The 18,968-nt window shown below is 65.2% G+C and carries 13 protein-coding genes; 7 read left to right on the plus strand and 6 right to left on the minus strand.

All coding sequences use genetic code 11. The features are described 5' to 3' along the window. Entirely contained in the window at window positions 1–3,336 is a 3,336-nt protein-coding gene (locus tag ACOOF5_RS03830) for a helicase-related protein (protein ID WP_420436792.1), read from the plus strand. A 141-nt stretch (window positions 3,337–3,477) separates the two neighbouring features. On the opposite strand, the gene ACOOF5_RS03835 is transcribed toward ACOOF5_RS03830, so the two are convergent. The 4 genes from ACOOF5_RS03835 to ACOOF5_RS03850 form a co-directional block, all read right to left on the minus strand. Beyond that, window positions 3,478–4,818 (minus strand): HipA domain-containing protein, encoded by a 1,341-nt coding sequence (locus tag ACOOF5_RS03835; protein ID WP_420436794.1) that lies wholly within the window; start codon window positions 4,816–4,818, stop codon window positions 3,478–3,480. Beyond that, on the minus strand, window positions 4,815–5,108 hold the full coding sequence (locus tag ACOOF5_RS03840) for a helix-turn-helix domain-containing protein (protein ID WP_420436796.1): 294 nt from the start codon (window positions 5,106–5,108) through the stop codon (window positions 4,815–4,817). Before ACOOF5_RS03840 ends, ACOOF5_RS03835 begins: the two co-directional genes overlap by 4 nt. 114 nt (window positions 5,109–5,222) lie before the next feature. Next, on the minus strand, window positions 5,223–7,772 hold the full coding sequence (locus tag ACOOF5_RS03845) for a GcvT family protein (protein WP_420436798.1): 2,550 nt from the start codon (window positions 7,770–7,772) through the stop codon (window positions 5,223–5,225). A gap of 7 nt (window positions 7,773–7,779) precedes the next feature. Continuing rightward, window positions 7,780–9,045: an alpha-hydroxy acid oxidase gene (locus ACOOF5_RS03850; RefSeq protein WP_420436800.1), complete on the minus strand. Its 1,266-nt coding sequence runs from the start codon at window positions 9,043–9,045 to the stop codon at window positions 7,780–7,782. On the opposite strand from ACOOF5_RS03850, the gene ACOOF5_RS03855 reads away from it, so the two are divergent. Next, entirely contained in the window at window positions 9,044–10,333 is a 1,290-nt protein-coding gene (locus ACOOF5_RS03855) for an aspartate aminotransferase family protein (protein ID WP_420436802.1), read from the plus strand. The two genes, ACOOF5_RS03850 and ACOOF5_RS03855, sit on opposite strands and share 2 nt — an antisense overlap. A gap of 145 nt (window positions 10,334–10,478) precedes the next feature. On the opposite strand, the gene ACOOF5_RS03860 is transcribed toward ACOOF5_RS03855, so the two are convergent. Next, window positions 10,479–11,240, minus strand: coding sequence for a recombinase family protein (locus tag ACOOF5_RS03860; protein WP_420436804.1), 762 nt, complete (start codon window positions 11,238–11,240; stop codon window positions 10,479–10,481). A 52-nt stretch (window positions 11,241–11,292) separates the two neighbouring features. On the opposite strand from ACOOF5_RS03860, the gene ACOOF5_RS03865 reads away from it, so the two are divergent. From ACOOF5_RS03865 to ACOOF5_RS03875, 3 genes are all read left to right on the plus strand, one after another. Continuing rightward, window positions 11,293–11,625, plus strand: a complete 333-nt coding sequence (locus ACOOF5_RS03865) for a hypothetical protein (protein ID WP_420436806.1) — start codon at window positions 11,293–11,295, stop codon at window positions 11,623–11,625. A gap of 461 nt (window positions 11,626–12,086) precedes the next feature. Beyond that, window positions 12,087–12,320 carry a hypothetical protein gene (locus ACOOF5_RS03870; protein WP_420436808.1) on the plus strand — a complete coding sequence of 78 codons (234 nt, stop codon included), beginning with the start codon at window positions 12,087–12,089 and terminating at the stop codon, window positions 12,318–12,320. A gap of 1,129 nt (window positions 12,321–13,449) precedes the next feature. Beyond that, window positions 13,450–15,045, plus strand: coding sequence for an HNH endonuclease (locus ACOOF5_RS03875; RefSeq protein ID WP_420436810.1), 1,596 nt, complete (start codon window positions 13,450–13,452; stop codon window positions 15,043–15,045). A gap of 52 nt (window positions 15,046–15,097) precedes the next feature. Here ACOOF5_RS03875 and ACOOF5_RS03880 read toward each other — a convergent pair whose 3' ends face one another. Next, a complete protein-coding gene (locus ACOOF5_RS03880; RefSeq protein WP_420436812.1) occupies window positions 15,098–16,162 on the minus strand; it encodes a zinc-dependent alcohol dehydrogenase in 1,065 nt (354 codons plus the stop codon). Between the two features lie 154 nt (window positions 16,163–16,316). Between ACOOF5_RS03880 and ACOOF5_RS03885 the strand changes: the two genes are divergently transcribed. Both ACOOF5_RS03885 and ACOOF5_RS03890 read left to right on the plus strand, forming a co-directional pair. Then, complete coding sequence (locus ACOOF5_RS03885; RefSeq protein ID WP_420436814.1) at window positions 16,317–17,786, plus strand: MFS transporter; 1,470 nt, start codon at window positions 16,317–16,319, stop codon at window positions 17,784–17,786. Between the two features lie 89 nt (window positions 17,787–17,875). After that, entirely contained in the window at window positions 17,876–18,895 is a 1,020-nt protein-coding gene (locus ACOOF5_RS03890) for a transporter substrate-binding domain-containing protein (protein WP_420436816.1), read from the plus strand. Window positions 18,896–18,968 lie beyond the last annotated feature (73 nt).

The following is an 18,968-nucleotide window of genomic DNA, read 5'->3' on the forward strand; positions in this document are numbered from 1 at the left end:
GTGCCGAAGATCGTTGACAACATCGTTCTTGATGCTGAGAGCGAGCTGCTTGATTCGCTGTCGGCGTCGTACCGGTTGGATGCGGCGATCGGCTATTTCAATTTGCGTGGCTGGGGACTGTTGGCCGCGGCCGTAGATGCCCTGCCGGACCGGGCTGACGGTCCGAAGGCGCGGATTCTTGTCGGCATGCACGAGGCACCGGCCGATGAGATGGCCCGGTTGGCTCGCGTTGGGCGGGGCGATCCGATTGACAACGCGGGCGCTGCTCGCTTGAGGAATGAGACGGTCGGGGAGTACCGGGAGCAGTTGCAGGTCGGCTTGCCGACCTATGGCGACGAGGCAGCGCTGCGAACGTTGCTGTGCCAGATCGAGTCGGGAGCTGTCGAGGTCAAGGTGCATCTGGCGCATCGGCTGCACGCCAAGCTGTATCTCTGCCATCGCGGCGACACCGCGGCGCCTCGTGTGGCGTATGTCGGGTCGTCGAATCTGACGATCTCGGGGCTGCGTGGGCAGGGCGAACTGAATGTGGACGTGGTGGACGGCGACGCCACCGAGAAGCTTGCTCGTTGGTTCGACGATCGCTGGAACGACCCGCTCAGCGCCGACGCAGCGCCTCAGCTTGCGGAGATTCTCAAGGAGTCGTGGGTTTCGGAGGAGCCGCTCGACCCGTATCTGGTCTATCTGAAGATGGCCTACCACCTGTCGCGGGAGGCACGCGAGGGGCTTGTCGAGTACGGCTTGCCGGCGTCGATGCAGAACGAGCTTCTGGACTTCCAGGCGGCTGCCGTGAAGATCGCCGCCCGGATCGTGATGGGCAAGGGCGGGGCGATGATCGGCGACGTGGTCGGACTCGGCAAGACACTCGTGGGCACCGCGATCGCCCGGCTGCTCCAAGAGGAACAGGGCTTCGAGACGCTGGTGATCTGCCCGAAGAACCTGACCGAGATGTGGGAGTCATACCTGCATCGCTACGAGGTGCGCGGCAAGGTCGAGTCGTTGTCAATGGTTCACCGGAACCTGCCTGACGCCCGCCGCTACCGGCTGGTCATCGTCGACGAGGCGCACAATCTGAGAAGCGACAAGCGTCGGGACCATCAGGTCATCAAGGACTACGTCACCAACAACGACTCGCGGACGCTGCTGCTAACCGCGACCCCGTACAACAAGCAGCTCGGCGATCTCGCGTCGCAGCTGTCGCTGTTCATCCGTCCCGACGCCGATCTGGGTGTGCGGCCCGAGCGGGCGATCGCCGAGATCGGCGAGGGCGACTTCTCCTATCTGTGCGACGGTCAGACATCTTCGCTGGCTGCGTTCAGACGGTCGGAGCATGTGGAGGACTGGCAAGCGCTCATGTCGCAGTACATGGTGCGCCGCACGCGACGCTTCGTGGAGGACAACTACGCGCTCACCGACGAGCGAGGCCGGCGCTATCTGGAGTTCGGCACGGGCAAGCCGTTCTATTTCCCCAAGCGGACACCCCTGCCGGTCGACTGGGACCTCACCCCCGAAGACCCGGCATTCGAGATGACCTCGGACCGCACCCTCGACGCGATCCGCGACCTGAAGCTGCCCCGCTACCAACTCGGCTACTACATCGACGACGACTTCGTGCCCAGCGACAAAGGCGAGCGGCAGTTGGCCGAGGACCTCGCGAACTCGGTGCAAGGCAACCTGGCGGGCTTCACCAGGATCACGATGTTCAAGCGGCTGTCGTCGTCGGGGCCGGCGTTCGTGGCGACCCTTCGGCGTCATCGACTGCGGAACCTGGTGGCGGCCTATGCGCTCGAGAACGGCTTTCCCATGCCGATCGGGTCCGTGGACAACGCGCTGTGGGCAGCCGAGACCGACCAAGAACCCGAGGACAGCGGCGAAGACGACGACAGCGACGGTGCCGGGCTCTTCGGAGCCGGCGGAGAGACCGCGGCGAGCGCATACGACAAGCTGAGCGCCAAGAACCCCAAAGCGATCCGCTGGGCGCCGCCGCACATGTTCAGCACCGATCTCATCCACGAACTGCGCGCCGATGCGGACATCATCAGCAGCCTGCTGGACCGCTTCGGAAACTGGGACGCAGATCGCGACGGCAAGATCGCAGCTCTGACGGACTTGCTGACCGTGCAGCACCCCGACGCCAAAGTGCTGATCTTCACCGAGGCCGCCGACACCGCCCGCTACGTGCAGTCAGAGCTCGTCCGGCGCGGTGTCAGCGACTCAGGGCTTGTCACCGGCGACACCGAAGACCCCACCTCAGTAGCGCAACGGTTCTCGCCGGTGTCGAACGGCTTCGGCGGCAACGGAAAGCCGGTGCGCGACGAGCTGCGAGTGCTGGTGTCGACCGATGTGCTCTCGGAAGGCCAGAACCTCCAAGACGCGCACATCGTGGTCAACTACGACCTGCCGTGGGCGATCGTCAAGCTGGTGCAACGCGCCGGACGAGTCGACCGAATCGGGCAGCGCGCCGCTGAAGTGCTGGTGGTGTCGCTCATGCCTGACGCCTCAGTGGAGAAGGAGATAGAGCTGCGCGGGCGCGTGCTGCGCCGGCTCGGAGAGAATGCGCAGCTGCTCGGCTCCGACGAGGCGTTCTTCGGTCACCACTCCGAGCAGCAGATGATCTCAGGGGTTTTCGACGAATTGTCGGGCTTCGGGCTCGGCGCCGGCGTCGACGAAGTGGACCCCGTGTCTATGGCATACGAAATCTGGCGCCACGCAGTCGACGCTCACCCTGACCTTGCGGAGAGAGTCGCCTCGCTGCCCAACGTCGTGTACGCGACCAAAGCGCTCGACGACAGTCCCGCCGAAGCGGGCCCCGGCGTGGTGATCCACACCCAGACCCACACCGGCGCCGACGCATTCGCGTTCATAAGTCCCAACGGAACCGGCCGGCGCGCCACCCCCCAAGAAGCACTGCGACTCGCCGAGTCCGAGCCGTCCACGCCGTCGGCGCCACGCCTCAACGGACACCACGATCTGGTCGCAGCTGCGCTGAGCGGCGCGCTGCGCACCCCGACAGGCCGCACCAGCAGCGCCCTGCAAGGCGTTCGCAGCAAGATATGGAACCGCTACGACGGCCAGCTCGAAAACTTCACCGACACCTTTTGGGTCACCAAAGCCGACCTCGAAGCCGCGCTCGACGCGATCAACGCACGCCCCCTCTCCGAGTCGGCAACCCAACGGCTCGCTCGCGCACTGCGAGAACGCAGCGACGACGACCTCGCCGCGCTCATCATCGACCTCCACAACGACGACCGACTCTGCGTACCCCCCGCCCCCCAAGGCGACCACGTCGAACCCAATATCGTCGCCAGCATGGGCCTTCGGTCAGACCGTGGCGACTAACCGCCGCTGCCAAGTAGGTGAGCCTTCGTCATTGTTGGGATTCGGGTTGCTGGACTCGTCCGGAGCAGGCCGGTCGCGAGCCGAAGGCCGGACGAACCCCGTCATCAAGACCCGTCTGGCGCGACGAACCGTTCGGCCTGGTCAAGCATCGCCGCTGTCAGCCGGCTTGCCGGCCGTGCGCGCCGCAGGAGATTCCGATGCCTTCATCGCAACTCGTTCGCATTCGCTTGCCCGAACGTCCAGCTCTGCGACATGCTCATCGACGCGCCCCCAGTCGAACGGGATAGGCGGGAGAGCCTCCGCGGCGCCCCTGACAGCCGCCGGCAGCGCAGCAGCCAGCTCCGCTGCCCGTTCGCATACCTCCGGTCGCGGCCGACGGAGCTTGTCGGCGAGGCTCATGAGCGCTTCGGGCGTGTCACAACTTCCGATCCGAGCACTAGAACCCATGCGCATGGCAAGCGAGATGTCCCCGACCCTCATGCCGCGCCGGTACGGCAGCCAACTGCACGAGTCGTAGAGCGGCGCCAGATGAACTTGTCCGGCGTCGTCGAACAGCCAGCTGTAGTTCTTCGCATGAGCGTCGCTGTCGACGACGAGCCAACGGTAGATGAGCATGTCGCGCAAACGGTCGACATTGCGCGACGCCGCGGCTCCGCTGCTCTGCGCGATCTGCCGCAGAGCAGCCGCGCCGGGCCCACCGAGGCTCTCGTATTTCTCTGACTGCGGCTTGCCGAGAGCCTGACATGAGTCCTCTTGGTGAATGCGCGCCCGACCGTCGTCGGTTCGGTCGAACCGTTCGACGATGATCGCCTGTGTCCCGTCGATGTCGACCGCTTCGGTTCTCGCGGCCGGGATTCCGAGACGGCCGGCCGCGGACATCGTGAGATGTTCGAAGACGCATTCGTCGGGGTATTCGGCACGCGCCGCCTTGAAGATGTGCGTCGTGGGCAGGCTCCCCCATGTGCGCGCCCATGATCCGTCGCCGGTTCGCCTCAATGCGATCTTCGGCTGCATTCCGGCGAGGCTGAACGTGACAGGGAACTCTTCACCGGTCGGGTCGATAACCGACGGCAGCACGGGATATGCGTTCAGCCATGCCGCGATCTCTTCGGGCGCGACAGGCATGATGCCGCCGCCGCGGGACAGCATCTCGTCCATGCGATCTGGCAGGCAGAACTGAACGGCGCCGGCGCAGTCGAATCCCATGGCCGTCCCGAGCAGTCTCAATGGGTCGCGGCCGGAAGCCCCGTGCTCGGATCTCAGATAATTCAGCACGTTGTCGTCGTCGGGAAGGAGGTTCAGTAGCCACCTTCGCACTTCTGCGCCTTTGATCTCTCGTCTGCTGAGCGGGAATCGCGCGGAGAGCGGCACCGACGAGCTGCGAACATATTCGGACCGATATTTGAGCGACGCGCGTCCGCCGCGGAGATCGACGTCGGCTGCATGGATCCCGTTGAGGGCCACGCTCAGGACGGTGCTCATCGATGCTTTGCGAAGGATTCGATGTGGGCGGCAAGATCGAATGTCGGCTCTTTGCGGGGTGCGACAGCCAGCCCGAACCCCAGATGCTCCAAGACGTCCATGATTTTTCCGACTTCGGCTGTCGGCTTGCCGTTCTCGGCTTCGGACAGCCATTTCGCGGACACGCCGGCAGCGGCAGCCAACTGGGCTTGGGTCATCCCGCTCTCCGCCCGTAGGCCACGCAAGGCGCGGCCGAGGTCGAACGGGCGCAGCAGAACAGGCCCGGGCGTCAAGTCTTCGTCGGCATCCATGCCGACAAATCTAACCGTTCGCTCTTGAACCCAAATTTCACTGAACGGTGAAACCGGGCTTGGTCAGCGCTGCGGTTTCGGAGCCCCGTGCCCAGAGCAGGCTCCGTTGTGCAGTTACATGCGGACTCGTTGGTTGGTGGGGTCGTAGAAGCTGCGAATCGAGGGGATGGCGGCGATGCGGCGGCCGGCGATCTCGATGTCAAAGGAGCCGGCTTCGAGCCAGGACTTGGTGACGGCCTGCGGTTCGGGGTCGGCGGCTGACGGGTGGGTCACGTAGCCCATCGCCAGGCAGCGATCCTGGGTATAGCTCCACATCGCCGAGGTGACCCGGCCGACGAGTTCGCCGTCGCGGCGGATGGGCTCGTCGTGGTAGGCGAGCAGATCGGGATCTTCGAGTCGGAACTGGATCAGCCGACGGGTGCGCGGCTCGTGGCGCAGGGCTTCCAAGGCCCCGCGACCGATGAACTCACGGTCTTTGTCCCATGCGATCGCGAAGCCGAGGCCGGCCTCCAGCGGCGTGTCCTCGTCGCTGATGTCGTGGCCCCAGTGGCGGTAGCCGCACTCGAGGCGCAGCGTGTTCATGGCGTGGTAGCCGGCGTGTGCAAGGCCCACGCCGTCGGCGTCTGCTGCGGCGTCTCTGAGCGCCTCGTAGACCGTCACCGCCTGTTCGTTGGGCACATACAGCTCCCAGCCGAGCTCGCCCACGAAGCTCATGCGCACCGCCAAGACCGTCGCCGGACCAGCCGACGTCCGAACGTCGACGTGCCGGGCATCACCGAAGCCGAACGATTCGTTGTCCAGTGCGGCGTCGGTGACCATGCCGAGCAAATCTCTCGATCGCGGACCCATCAGCCCGAGCACTGCCCACTCGTCGGTGACGTCGGCGATCTCAACATCGCGGCCGCGGCAATGGCGGCGCAGCCACGCCCAATCGCGGGTCTGGCTGGCCGCAGAAGTCACGACCCAGAAGTCGTCGTCGCCCAGCCGGGTCACCGTCAGGTCGGCCTCGATGCCGCCGCGCTCGTTGCACCATTGGGTATAGACAGCACGGCCGGCAGGCACATCGATGGACGCCACGCTGAGCGTGTCGAGCACGTCGAGCGCATCGGGGCCGCTCACCGTGAACTTGGCGAACGATGACTGGTCGAACAGCGCAACGCCGTTGCGCACTGCGTCGCATTCTCGGCCGGAGTTCTCGAACCAGTTCTGCTTGCCGTAGCTGTAGCGGTATTCGCGCTCCTGACCCGGCTCGGCGAACCAGTTGGCCCGTTCCCAGCCGGCCGTTTCGCCGAAGACCGCTCCCGCCGCATCCATCGCGTCGTGCAACACCGAGCGTCGCTGGTCGCGGGCGCTCGTGTACTGGAAGAACGGCCAGTGCATCGCGTACAGCAGCCCGAGGCTCTCGCTGATGCGCTCGGCCAGGTAGCCGTTGTCGGCCTGGAACGGCATGGCACGCCGGATGTCGACCGCGCAGAGGTCCATCGGCGGGTGCCGGTCGGCGATCCAGTCGGCCAGCACCCAGCCGGCCCCGCCGGCAGACTGAATGCCGACGGAGTTGAAGCCAGCCGCCACGAAACAGCCGTCCACCTCAGGCGCCTCGCCGAGGTAGTAGGTGCCATCGGGAGTGAACGACTCGGGGCCGTTGAAGAACAGCTGCACGCCGCAGTCGGCCAGTGCCGGAACTCGGTGGCAGGACCGCTCGAACACCGGCCCGACGTGGTCCCAGTCTTCGTCGAGCGTGCCGAAGCTGAAGTCGCGCGGGATGCCGTCGAGACGCCACACCTTGGCTTCGGGCTCGAAGAAGCCGACCATGAGCTTGCCAGTCTCCTCCTTGAAGTACGTGTAGTTGGTGGGGTCGCGCAAGATGGGCGTGGAGGTGTCGAGCCCCGCCAGCGGCTCGGTGACCACGTAGAAGTGCTCGCAGGCCTGCAACGGCACGTTCACGCCGATCCGCGCGGCCAGGTGGCGTGTCCACATGCCGGTCGCGAGCACAACGGTCTCGGTTTCAACGAGATGATCTCCCTCGTCGCCGTCGGTGTCGCCAGCGGTCTCGGTCCGCACACCGCACACAGCGCCGTTGCGAGTCTCCAACCCGGTGACCGCCACGCCCTCGATGATCCGGCACCCGTGGGCTCGGGCACCCTTGGCCAGCGCCATCGTGGCGTCGACGGGAGAGACCAAGCCGTCGTCGGGCAAGTACAGCGCTCCCACCAGGTCGTCGGTCCGCATCAGCGGCCACATCTCGGAGAGCTCATCCATGTCGATCTGGCGCGACTCGACGCCGACGGCGGCCCCCATCGACGCGCCGCGCAGGATCTCCTCCCACCGCTGCGCGTCGGACGCCACCGAGATTGATCCCGGCGCCCGGAAGCCGGTCGCCTGACCGGTCTCGTCTTCCAGCGCCTCGAACAGTCGCACCGAGTAAGTCGCGAGCTTGGTGAGGCTGTAGGTCGCCTTGAGCTGTGCAGCCAGCCCGGCCGCATGCCACGTCGTGCCGGCGGTGAGCTGATTCTGCTCGAGCAGCAGCACGTCGGTAATGCCGCGGCGAACGAGGTGATACGCGATGGCACAGCCCACGATGCCGCCGCCCACGACGACCACCTCCGCCCGGTCGGGAATCGTGCGATTCGTCCCAGCACGCTGAGGCAAGGTCTGAACTGCCACGAGTACCTCAGACTCTCGCAAGCAGTTCGGGGTTCAGGTCCGCAGTGGAGCGGACGCCGTTGAGGCGCATGGTGCGGGTCATTCCCTCGACGAAGTAGTTGAGCACCCAATCCACGCCGGTCTCCCCCGCAGCGCCGAGCGCGTACAGGTAGGCACGCCCGATCATTGCCGAGTCGGCGCCCAGTGCCAGCGCCTTGACGATGTCGCTGCCGCGCCGGATGCCGCCGTCGCAGATGACCTCACATCGGTCGCCGACTGCCTCACGAATCGCAGGCACGCACTCCACGGGGGCGGGGGCCCCGTCGAGCTGACGCCCGCCGTGGTTGGACACGATCACGGCGTCGAGCTCCATGTCGGCGGCAATCTTGGCGTCGTCGGGCGACAGCACGCCCTTGAGCATCACCGGCCCGTCCCAGCGCTCGCGGAACCACTCGATGTCGTCCCACGACAGCGACGGGTCGAATTGGCTGTTGATGTAGTCGGCCAGCGCCACCGCGTCGCCGCCGTCGCCCCCGGTGGCCCCCTCGCAATTCGAGAACTTGATTGGCTCGTTGCTGAGGAAATCCAGCAGCCATCGCGGATGCAGCAAGCCGTCGATGATCGTGTCGGGCCCGAGCTTGGGCGGCAGGCTGAAGCCGCGGCGCACGTCACGCTCGCGGCGACCCAGCACTGCGGTGTCGACGGTGATCATGATCGCCTCGTAGCCGGCCGCAGCCGAACGCTTCAGCAGGTCGGCCATCAGCTCGCGGTCACGCCAGACGTACACCTGGAAGAACTTCCTGCCGCCGCAGACGTCGGCCACTTCCTCGACCGAGCGAGTTCCCATCGTCGAGAGCGAGTACGGGATGCCGGCTCTCTCGGCCGCTCGTGCCACGGCCAGCTCGCCTTGTGAATGGGCGATGCGGTCAAAACCGGTCGGAGCGATCACCAGCGGGATCGGCGCGGTCTTGCCCAGGACTCTGCCCGAGATGTCCACTTCGCTCACATCGCGCAGCACACGCGGCCGGAATTGCCAGCGGTGATACGCGGAGACACTGCGCTCGGCGCTGACCTCGTCCTCAGCGGCCCCGTCGATGTAGTCGAAGCAGCCTGCGGGCATTCGACGCTTCGCCATGCGGCGCAAGTCGGATACGTCGGCTGCGCGGATCAAGTGCCGCTTGTCGGCGTCGTGTTCGAACTCGCCGAATTGCATGACGCTGCGGGCCGTTTCGTAGGCCTGCGATACCCAATTCGTCAACCCCGCCATGAACGCGAACTCTACGATGTCCGCCATGGCCACTACGCCCGATCTCGCGGAGCGCTACCGCGCGATCCTGCCCAGTTTCATCAGCCCGCTGTATGCCGAGCCGATCTCGATCGACCGCGGCGAGGGGAGCTATGTCTTCGACAATGAGGGCAACCGCTACCTGGACTTCTTCGGCGGAATTCTCACCACCATGATCGGGCACGCCAACCCCGTCGTGGTCGAGGCCGTGCAGGCCCAGGCAGCCAAGGTGATGCACACCTCCACGCTGTACCTGAATGAAGAGATGATCTCGTTCGCCGAGGAGGTTGCGGCTGTCTCGGGCATTGCAGACCCCCGTGTGCTGTTCACCACCTCAGGCAGCGAGGCCAACGACACCGCGATCCTGCTGGCCACCAACTACCGCAATAGCAACCAGGTGCTGGCGATGCGCAACAGCTACCACGGTCGCTCGCTCACGGCCCAGGCGATCACCAGCCACCGCGCCTGGTCGACGAGCAGTTTCAGCGGGCTCGACGTGCAGTTCGTGCAGGGCGGCTACCGGCTGCGCAGCCCCTTCAGGAACCTCGACGACGACGCCTTCACCAATGCGTGCGTGGAGGACCTCGTCCAGCTCATCGACATGACCGACTCGGGAGGATTCTCGGCACTCATTGCCGAGCCCATCCAGGGCGTTGGTGGATTCGCAACCCCGCCCGACGGGTTCTTCGGGGCGATGGGCAAGGTGCTGGCCGCAGAGGGAATCCTGTTCATCTCCGACGAGGTGCAATCGGGTTGGGGTCGCACCGGCGAGCACTTCTGGGGTTACGAGGCGCACGGCATCACACCCGATGCGATCACGTTCGCCAAGGGCGTCGGCAACGGCATCACCTTGGCGGGGATCGTCGCCAGGGCCGACTTGATGAACTGCCTGACGCGCAACTCGATCACCACCTTCGGCGGGAATCCGCTCTCGACGGCGGCGGGCCGGGCCACCCTGCGCTACCTGCTTGAGAACGACTTGCAGGGCAACGCCGCCGCTCGCTGGGCGCAAATGCACGAACGCCTGTCGCCCGTGTGCGATGCGTCGCCTCACGTCGCCGAGCTGCGCGGCAAGGGGCTCATGCAGGGCATCGAGTTCTGCCACCCCGACAGCATCGAGCCCGACGCAGGGACTACCTCAACAGTGCTCGAGTCCACCAAGGACCACGGCCTGCTCGTCGGCAAGGGAGGCCTCTACGGGAACGTCATCCGCATCACGCCGATGATGAACGTCACCGAGGCCGAGCTCAACCAAGGCCTCGACATCCTCGTCGACGCCATCGAAGCGCTCGACTGAATCGACTCTCCCACCCGATACTTGAGCCGGAGCGTTATTTCACATCCACAAACCTGGTGGTCAGTGTTGGTTCATAGGGTGTACGGGAAACGTTCGTATTGTATGCAGCCCCTGATGGCCTGTCAAGCCGATTCGCTGGTCGAGATCAAGCGGCACGCTGTTGGGGCGCTTCGGTGTCAGGGTCACGACCGGTATGGGCGCGGCGGTGCGCTTCGGCGTTGGCTCGGGCTTGGTTGTCGAGGTTGACGGTGCGCAGCAGGGACTGCACCGATGAGCGGCTCCAGGTGTCATTGCCGGCGGGCGTGACAACGCCGACGTCGGTGAGAGCGGCGGCAATCTCGGCGAGGCTGCACCCGGCGGCGCGCAGTTGCGCGGCGAGTTGCTTGGTGGCCTCGGAGTGCTTGCTGGGGCGCCCCGAGCGCACGCCTCTGAGTCGGGCGACTCCGAGCGCCTCGGCGGTGCGCGCCTTGGCCATGGCTGCCTCGAACTCCGCGATGGCTGCGCGAACCCCGATGAACAGGCGGCTTTCAGGGCTCTCGACATCGAAAGGGGCGTCGAGGCAAACCAGCATCCAGCCTTCGGACTCGGCACGTTCGTAGAGCCTCAACAGCTCGAGCATCGTGCGCGCGAGGCGGTCGCTGCGCGCCACGACAAGCACCTCAGCATCACCGCGGGCGAGCTGTTCCAGAGCGCTTCGCAGACGCGGCCGTCGCTGGGTGGGCACCGAGCCTGATACCGCCTCGTCGGTGATGCGGTCGATCACCCGCCAGCCGCGCACTGCGGCTCCGCGGTCCACGGCGTGGTGCTGGGCGTCGGTGCCCAACCCCGACTCGGCCTGAGCTCCGGAGGACACACGCGCGTAGGAGATGACACGGACGGGATCGGAGGAATACGAATGATTGTTCATAGGACGACTGTATCTGAAATGAATAATTCCGATACAACAAGGAGAATCACTCATGTCAACAGACCAACTGCGGCTCGATGCTGATACGTGGCGTAAGAACCCAACGGCACTCGGCCGTGTAGGCCGCAAGCTGTCGATGGTGACTGCAGCAGCACTGCTGTTGCTCGGATCGATCGGCGTGACGCTCGCGTTCAATACCGATGATGTTTCCGCTCACCCAGGCGAGCAGCTTTGCTGGATCGTCAGGTACGAAACCGTGCAATGGGGCAGCCAGCCTTACCAGCAGTACGAACAACCCGTGTATTGGTGCCACTACTTGCCGCACGATCATCCAGAGTCGCTGGTGTGGGAAATCCTGTTCTACATCGGCTCGCTGGGCTCATAGATCGAATGTCATGTGGTCAGCTGACCCGGCTAGCAGCACGCTCAACAGATCCCGAAATCGCGGACGGTCGCGATCAGATTTCAAAGCTGCTGATCGGCGCATTGGCGGGATGCCCCCGAAATTGGCTCTCCTAGCAACGTGTTAGAGTCGTCGGATGCTTAGGTGGCCGAGTGGCTTCGATCTCGTGCGCGTGCTCCGCTCGCGCCGCGCTCGCCGAACACTCGCTGCGCTCTTCCTACTAGGGGCCGTCGCTGAGCTCTTCATTTCACCCAGCGTTCTACCTGTGGCGCTCCTGGTGCTCATCGCTGCGACGCTGTATCTCTGGCCAGAACGAGATAAGGCAGGAAGCTCCAAGCGCTCCTGAGCTTTCGAATCGGCAGTGAAGTCCGGATCTGAACTCAGGACGGCGCAGAACCTTTGGCTGCACCGCGGCCGCCTCAATCCACGCACCAGCTCTATCGATGCCTTGCAAGGCGCTCATGCAAGGCATCGAGTTCTACCACCCCGACAGCATCGAGCCCGACGCCGGGGCCACCTCGGCAGTGCTCGAGTCCACCAAGGACCACGGCTTGCTCGTGGGCAAGGGAGGCCTCTACGGCAACGTCATCCGCATCACGCCGATGATGAACGTCACCGAGGCCGAGCTCAACCAAGGCCTCGACATCCTCGTCGACGCCATCGAGTCGCTCGACTGAGCCACCTCGATTCCCCCTAGCCCGCACAGGCTGGAGTGCGGATCGCCGAACTGGTGCACACACACCGCAATCTCCCGTTGGGCACCGTCGACGCCTGCACGGCGGCCCGCCGCATCCATCGACAACGCGCATCGTCGCAGATCAGAGTTGTTTTTCCGGCGGATTCACGCACGTCCGCCCACCGACCTTGTGGTCAGTCACAACTATCAACGCCGGATGGTCTCAGGCGGCGAAGACGGAACGCAACACATGCGTGCGAGTGGTCGCGGTTGGCTCGCCGTGCTGTTGGCCGCGGTGCTTGGGGTCGCTTTGTTGATGGCGGGTGCGCAGAGCGGGGGCGCGTATCTCGCCGGTGGCGAAGATTGCCGGCCTTGACATGACGCGTCTGGGCGGCACGACTCGTTGGGACACAGCGCAGCTCGTGAGAAGACGCGTCAGCGGCGACACCACTGCGGGCACCAGCACCGCAACTGAGACGTGAATGAGGAGGCGCAAGAGACGTCTGGGGAAGATGATCCCGCAGAATTCGTTCTGGAAATTGACCCCAATCCGATTTGGGCAGCAGAGTGGAAAGCGATTGGCGATTTTGCGAATGAATGCGGTTACTATGAAACCAACGAGAGCAGAACCGGGTACGGAGGATGCCACAACCCTGAAGGCGCGGAGGGCCTGCCCTAAAGGTTGGTCTCTTGATATTTCTGTTCAATACGGAAACGCGTGTCACCACCCTGAACACCCTCTGTATCTGAGCCGATATGCATACCATCCTGCCGAGGAGGCAGATCCTCAAGGGGTGCGCGCTGACCACTGTGACCACAATTGATAGAGAGAGCGAACTCTGGTCGGCATTCAAATCCGCGAGGCTGGTCTTCGGACCCGCACGCGCAGGAGTGTCGTCATTCAAATCATGACCACTGTTACGACGTCGAGACGTGCCACCCATGCGGCAAGAAAGGTCCGCAGGGAGTACCTGCCGACTACTGTGATTGAGCACTACACCGGGCCTTCATTATGTTCATCTGTTCCATACCCACGCCCCTGATTCTCTCTACCTTCCACAGCAGAAATCGACCGAAATTGATGCGATTATGTCGTTGCAATTAGTAGCGTACGTGTGTATGTTTCTCTTATGTTTACCGAGCGGCGCTTTGAGGACTCGCCCAGCGGTCATTCGGCCGTTATTGACGGAAACTCGGCCGGTGCTTCTGACGCTTACGGTCAAATCGTCGCTGACGATCTGGAGTATTGGGCTGAGCTGAATCGGGCAGCGGCGAGGGAGCGGGCTGCTGCGGCGGGTGCGGAGCGTGGCGGGTTCATGGAATCTGGCTGTGTGTCGGAGATGGGTTTGGAGCTGTTGGCTCATGGCGATCTGGTGGATCGTGTCGTGAAGCTGGCGGCTGAGCGGTCTCGTGCTGAAGCACGGTTTCTGGCTGCGGTGGGCGAGTTGGTTGCCCGTGACGGGGCGCGGTCGGCTGCGTGGCAGCTGCGCGAGTACACCCGGATGAGCACAGCGCAGGCTCGCAGCGAAGCTCATCTCGCTGAAGCGCTCACAGAGCATCAGCTGGCCGACACGTTCGACGCGTTGGCAGCGGGCGACATTCATGTGTCTCACGCTCGGCTAGTCGCCCGGGAAGTCCCCAAGGAGCACAGCCTCGATGAGGGCGATCTGCTGGAGCTGTGCGAGGCCTATCCGTCGGACATGGTCGCCCGCCGCACGCTCGAGTCCCGGCGTCAGCAGGCGATTGCTGAGATGCAGGCTCAGGCCGACAGCGGCGAGGTCGATCCCGCCGACACGGAGCTCGCCTTCCAGCGCACCGAACGCCGCTGCTCGCTGGTGCTCGGCGATGACGGCATGTGGCATCTGCGCGCCGACCTGGACTATCTCGCCGGACGGCAGGTGAGCATGCAGCTCGCAGCAGCCGAGCGGGCCGTGCGCCAACGCGACGAATCAGCCGACGACTCCTTCGCCCAGCGCAACGCCGACGCGTTGTCCGATCTCATCTTGGGCCGTCAGCGTCCCGGAGCCAGCCTGTTGATCGCCGCGGACTACGACATCGCGTCAGGGCAGCTCGCCAACGCCCGCCTCGACCACGGCACGCCGTTGTCGGCAGCGCAGCTTGCCGAGCCGGCCGCTGACGCCACGATCCTGCCTGCCATCTTCAGCAGCGACTGGAGCCAGCTCGCCCTGGGGCGGGTACGCAGCGCCTCTGAAGTACAGAAGATCATCCTCGCGATCCGCGACGGCGGCTGCATCGCCTGCGCGACTCACTCCGAACGCTGCCACGCCCACCACATCGACCACTACGACAACGGCGGAAACACCGACATCCCGAACCTCGCCAACCTGTGCGAGCCCTGCCACACCGACCACCACCAACGCCATTGGCCCATCGAAACCCCACCCGACGGCCGACCCCGCCGAACACCCCCGGATGGCCGACCCGGCACAACACCACCCGCCGGCCGACCCGACCGAACACCACCCAACCGCCAGCCCGGCGCAACGCCACCTGCCGACCGCAACACCGGCCCACCCGGCCGACGCTCCCCAGACGACCGACCCGACCGAACACCACCCGACGGCCAAGCCGCTCGAGGCAGCCCAGACGACCGAACCGATCGAACACCACCGGTCGACAGCAACACCAAACCGCCCAACGCTCGACCACCCCGATCTTCCGGACCTCTCAGCACACCGCACCACGAACCAGCAACCGCAGCCTGACCGACACGTCGGCCTCGGCAAGGATGCAGCCGGTGTCGCGCTACCCGGCCCGTTAGCCGAAGCCCACCGAGACCTTCAGCGCTCCCGCGTCGTGGGGCTCGTGAGCGAGCCGGAAGGCATCGCCGATGTCGCTCACGTCGAACACGTGGCTGAGCAGCGGCGACACATCGATCTCGCCGGAGGCGATGAGGCGCAGCGCTTGGCGGAATGACATCGAGCCGGGCTCGTCCTGGGCGCCGTAGGTGCTCGCCGCGGACAGCCGCTTGCGAAAGAACTTCTGGAAGCGCACATGAATGTTGTCGTCAGTCGACGGCAGCCCGAACCACAGCAGCTGGCCGTCCATGCGGACCAACTCGACCGAGTCCAAGAACGTGTCCGAGCGGCCCACTGCCTCCACGACATAGTCGGCACCACGACCATTGGTCATGTCCTTGACGGCTTCGATCACGCCGAGGTTGCCGAGCTCGGCGGCGTTCAGGCACTCATCCGCGCCATAGGCCTCCGCGACCGCCAAGCGAGTCGGCGAGAGGTCCGAGACGATGACCCGCTGCGCCCCGGCGCGCTTCAACAGGTACGTGAAGAACAGCCCTGCGGAGCCTTGGCCCATCACGACGACGGTCTCGCCTGCGACGTCGCGGGGATGCTGGCGCATGGCGTAGATGACCGTGCCGAGCTGCTGGCCCATCAGCAGATGCGAGCGAGGCACATCGCTCGCCGGCAGCGGCACGCAGTACGCAGAATTGATCCGCTGGAAGGCGTTGAAGCACTCGCCGACCGGCGGGTTCGGGAACGTCAGCACATGAGTGCCCTCGGGCAGGCTCGGCGCTCGGCTCTCGACCACCATGCCGATGCCTTCGTGGCCCGGGAAGCCATGCGGGCACGGCGGACGGTGCGCGAGGCCAGCGCCCATCATCACCATGTGCAGGTCGCTGCCGCAGATCGACGCCATCTCGGAGCGGATCAGCAGGTCGTAGTTGACAGCAGTCATGCCCAGCGCTGCGTCGGGCCGAGACGACGGAGCGGCATCCGAGGAAGCCTCGCGCAGCGGGGGCACGGGAATCTCTTCGCACTCCATGCGCCCGACATCGACCATCCGGCCGGCCTTCATCATGTCCATCGGCTTGCTCGCTCCTCGCCTGCCGGTTGGCTGCAGGTCATTCTCATCGGTCCCGCGAATACTGGCTCATGAACGCACGGCCGTCCGGGGTACCGACGCGCATTCCGGCCGCGGCAGAGGCATCGGGGCAAGTTAGCTGGCAGGCTGTGCAGCGATGAATCTGCCGCTGGCTACTGATGAACGCAGCCAGCGGTCGCTTCGGGGCTGGGTGGTGCTCACCGGCGTCTTCGGGGTGATGATGATCACCTCGGGCATGGTCTTCTATGCCCTCGGCGCCTTCCTGGATGCCTTCGTCGACGAGCAGGGCTTCAGCACCGGTCTCGCGGGCGCAGGTGTAGGCGCCTTCTTGCTGGCATCAGGTCTGTGCGGGTACTACACGGGCAAGCTGGTCAATCGCTTCGATGCTCGCTGGGTGATCACGGCGGGCACCGCAGTCAGCACCGTCGGCATGGCGCTGCTCGCACAAGTGCGATCTGGCTGGCAGATGTTCGTCGTGATGAGCATCTTCGGCATCGGCTTCGGGCTCTGCGGCCTTGTGCCGACCACCACCTTGGTGACGCGCTGGTTCGAGCGGCGTCGCTCCGTGGCGATGGCGATCGCGTCGACAGGGTTGTCGCTCGGAGGCATCATCCTGCTGCCGCAGCTCAGTCAACGCATCGAGACCGATTCGCTGATCTACTGGGCGCCCCGATTCGCCGCGGTGTACTGCGTCCTGCTGCTGATCTCGACATGGTTCTTCATTCGAGCATGGCCCAAAGACGTGGGACTGCAGCCCGACGGAGCGCGGCAGGCCAGCGATTCGGTCGGAGCTCCCAATTCTGCGCCGCCGGGGATGTCCTACCAGCAGGCCATCCGCACACGGTTCTTCATCTTCACCGCCATCGGATTCGTACTGGTGATGAGCAGCCAGGTCGGAGCCATTCAGCACATGTACAAGCTCACCGGGGACCGGCTCGGTTCAGACGCTGCTGCTTCGACCGCGGTTGCGGTGCTGGCTGGAGCCAGCGTGGTGGCCAGAATCTGCGGCGGGATCGCAGCGCTGAAGGTGTCGCTGCGCTGGCTCACGATGGTGCTGATGGTGGTACAGGTCGTCGGGCTCTGCCTGCTGGCAGTTGCTGGCAGCGGCCTCGCCATCTTGTTCGGAATACTGGTGCTGGGCAGCGCCATGGGCAACCTGTTGATGCTGCACCCGCTGATCTTGGCCGACGCCTTCGGCGTACGTGACTACCCGCGCATCTACGGCTTCGGTTCGCTGCTCATGGTGTCGGGCCTGGCCGGGGGACCGTTCGTGACCGGGGTCCTGCACGATCTATACAGCTACAGGTCCGCGTTCTTCACCCTGGCAGTCGTCGCTGTCGCGGGTCTGGCCGTCTACAGCTTCGCCGGCAATCCCGCTCGCGAGTACCTCCAACCAGCGCCTCAGCAGGGGCGGGCCGCTGCGGTGCGACCCCTGGCAGCCAGGCCGACGCCGGTGCTGGCCGTCATGCGTGACCTTCCGAAGGAAGTGCGCCAGCCGGCGCTCGTCGGCAACGGCGTCAACGGCGACCACGACGAGAGGGTCGAGCTCGACGAGATGCACCACCGGACTGCTCCCGCCGTCTGGGCGATCGAGCCAGTGCGATGACGTGCAGGCCGCTTCGACGTGTTGCATCCATTCTGTTGTGTGTCGCGTTGCTGACCGTCGGCTGCACAGGCCCTGAAGCTGCCGACGACGTGGCATCAGAGCCGCCAGAGTCCATCGAGCGCAACGTGAACCTCGCGTTCTATGCGCATTACCCGCCGGTCAGCAGTTCGGCAGACTCGCATCTGGGCACCGCAGGGTTCGACCAGCATCTTGGCTACGAAGCCGACCTGCTCGACGCTGTCGAAGCGATGCCGGGATTCGGATTGACATTCCAACGGCGAGGCATCGACGATTGGGCAGACATCTGGCTGCTGCCCGCCGCGGATGGCATCGACATCGCATGCGGCGGCATCACGATCGACCCACAACGCACCCGCGGCCCCGATGGAGAACCCGCCGTTCGGTTCACTGACGGCCACATCGAGTTCCGCCAGTCGCTGCTGGTGCGAGCAGCCGACGCTGACCGGCTGGCTGCGTACGAATCGCTCGACGGCGGCGATGCGGTCGGTGTGCAGACCGCAACCACCGGGGAATCGCGCCTGCTGCAGCTCATCGGTGCAGCCGACGAGCACGGACGGCTCGCCGACCGCACCCGGGTCATGATCGAGGCTGACGACGGCAGCGGCGACCAGCACACCGTGGAAGCCACCGGCGCCAACAGCTTGTGGATCAATCCGGGAGGCTCATCGGCCGAGCTGGCCGGCAGGGTGCGGCTGATCCCCCCTGATCCATCCAAGCCCGAGGTGGTGTACCTCGACCGGCTTGGCGCATCAGGTCTCGACACCGCAGACACGTCGGAATCCCAGCTCGAAGCACTGCGCAACGGCACGGTCGATGCCATCGCTCAAGGGATCGTGGAAACGACCGCCACAGCAGCCGCTTCCGGCGACGAGCTGGTTGTCAGCGTGGTCGACCAACAAGTCGAGATCGGAGGATGCACGGTCGCGGCGGACGACACCGATCTGGCAGATCGAATGAACCGAGCCCTGCGATGGCTGACCGACGACGGCTCTGTCGGTTTCGCGGACTGGGTGGACGACCCCGACGTGTTTGCCGAACGCGCCGCCTCGTGGGCCGAAGCCAATCCGGCACCTGAAACCGGCAGTTGACGAGCGGCGACTGACAAGCGGGACGTTCTCCGATTCCCGCGCGGCTCCTCACGATTTCCTCCCCGACGCGGGC

This window comes from Candidatus Poriferisodalis sp. (assembly GCF_965214215.1).
In the GTDB taxonomy this organism is placed as follows: domain Bacteria; phylum Actinomycetota; class Acidimicrobiia; order Acidimicrobiales; family Poriferisodalaceae; genus Poriferisodalis.

Excerpts from the sequence above, each read along its gene's own strand:
- ACOOF5_RS03870 (WP_420436808.1), top strand. The coding sequence starts at position 12,087 with ATGCCTTGCAAGGCGCTCATGCAAGGCATCGAGTTCTACCACCCCGAC.
- ACOOF5_RS03885 (WP_420436814.1), top strand. The coding sequence starts at position 16,317 with ATGAATCTGCCGCTGGCTACTGATGAACGCAGCCAGCGGTCGCTTCGG.
- ACOOF5_RS03860 (WP_420436804.1), bottom strand. The coding sequence starts at position 11,240 with ATGAACAATCATTCGTATTCCTCCGATCCCGTCCGTGTCATCTCCTAC.
- ACOOF5_RS03880 (WP_420436812.1), bottom strand. The coding sequence starts at position 16,162 with ATGGACATGATGAAGGCCGGCCGGATGGTCGATGTCGGGCGCATGGAG.
- ACOOF5_RS03850 (WP_420436800.1), bottom strand. The coding sequence starts at position 9,045 with ATGGCGGACATCGTAGAGTTCGCGTTCATGGCGGGGTTGACGAATTGG.
- ACOOF5_RS03855 (WP_420436802.1), top strand. The coding sequence starts at position 9,044 with ATGGCCACTACGCCCGATCTCGCGGAGCGCTACCGCGCGATCCTGCCC.
- ACOOF5_RS03835 (WP_420436794.1), bottom strand. The coding sequence starts at position 4,818 with ATGAGCACCGTCCTGAGCGTGGCCCTCAACGGGATCCATGCAGCCGAC.
- ACOOF5_RS03865 (WP_420436806.1), top strand. The coding sequence starts at position 11,293 with ATGTCAACAGACCAACTGCGGCTCGATGCTGATACGTGGCGTAAGAAC.
- ACOOF5_RS03875 (WP_420436810.1), top strand. The coding sequence starts at position 13,450 with ATGTTTACCGAGCGGCGCTTTGAGGACTCGCCCAGCGGTCATTCGGCC.
- ACOOF5_RS03840 (WP_420436796.1), bottom strand. The coding sequence starts at position 5,108 with ATGGATGCCGACGAAGACTTGACGCCCGGGCCTGTTCTGCTGCGCCCG.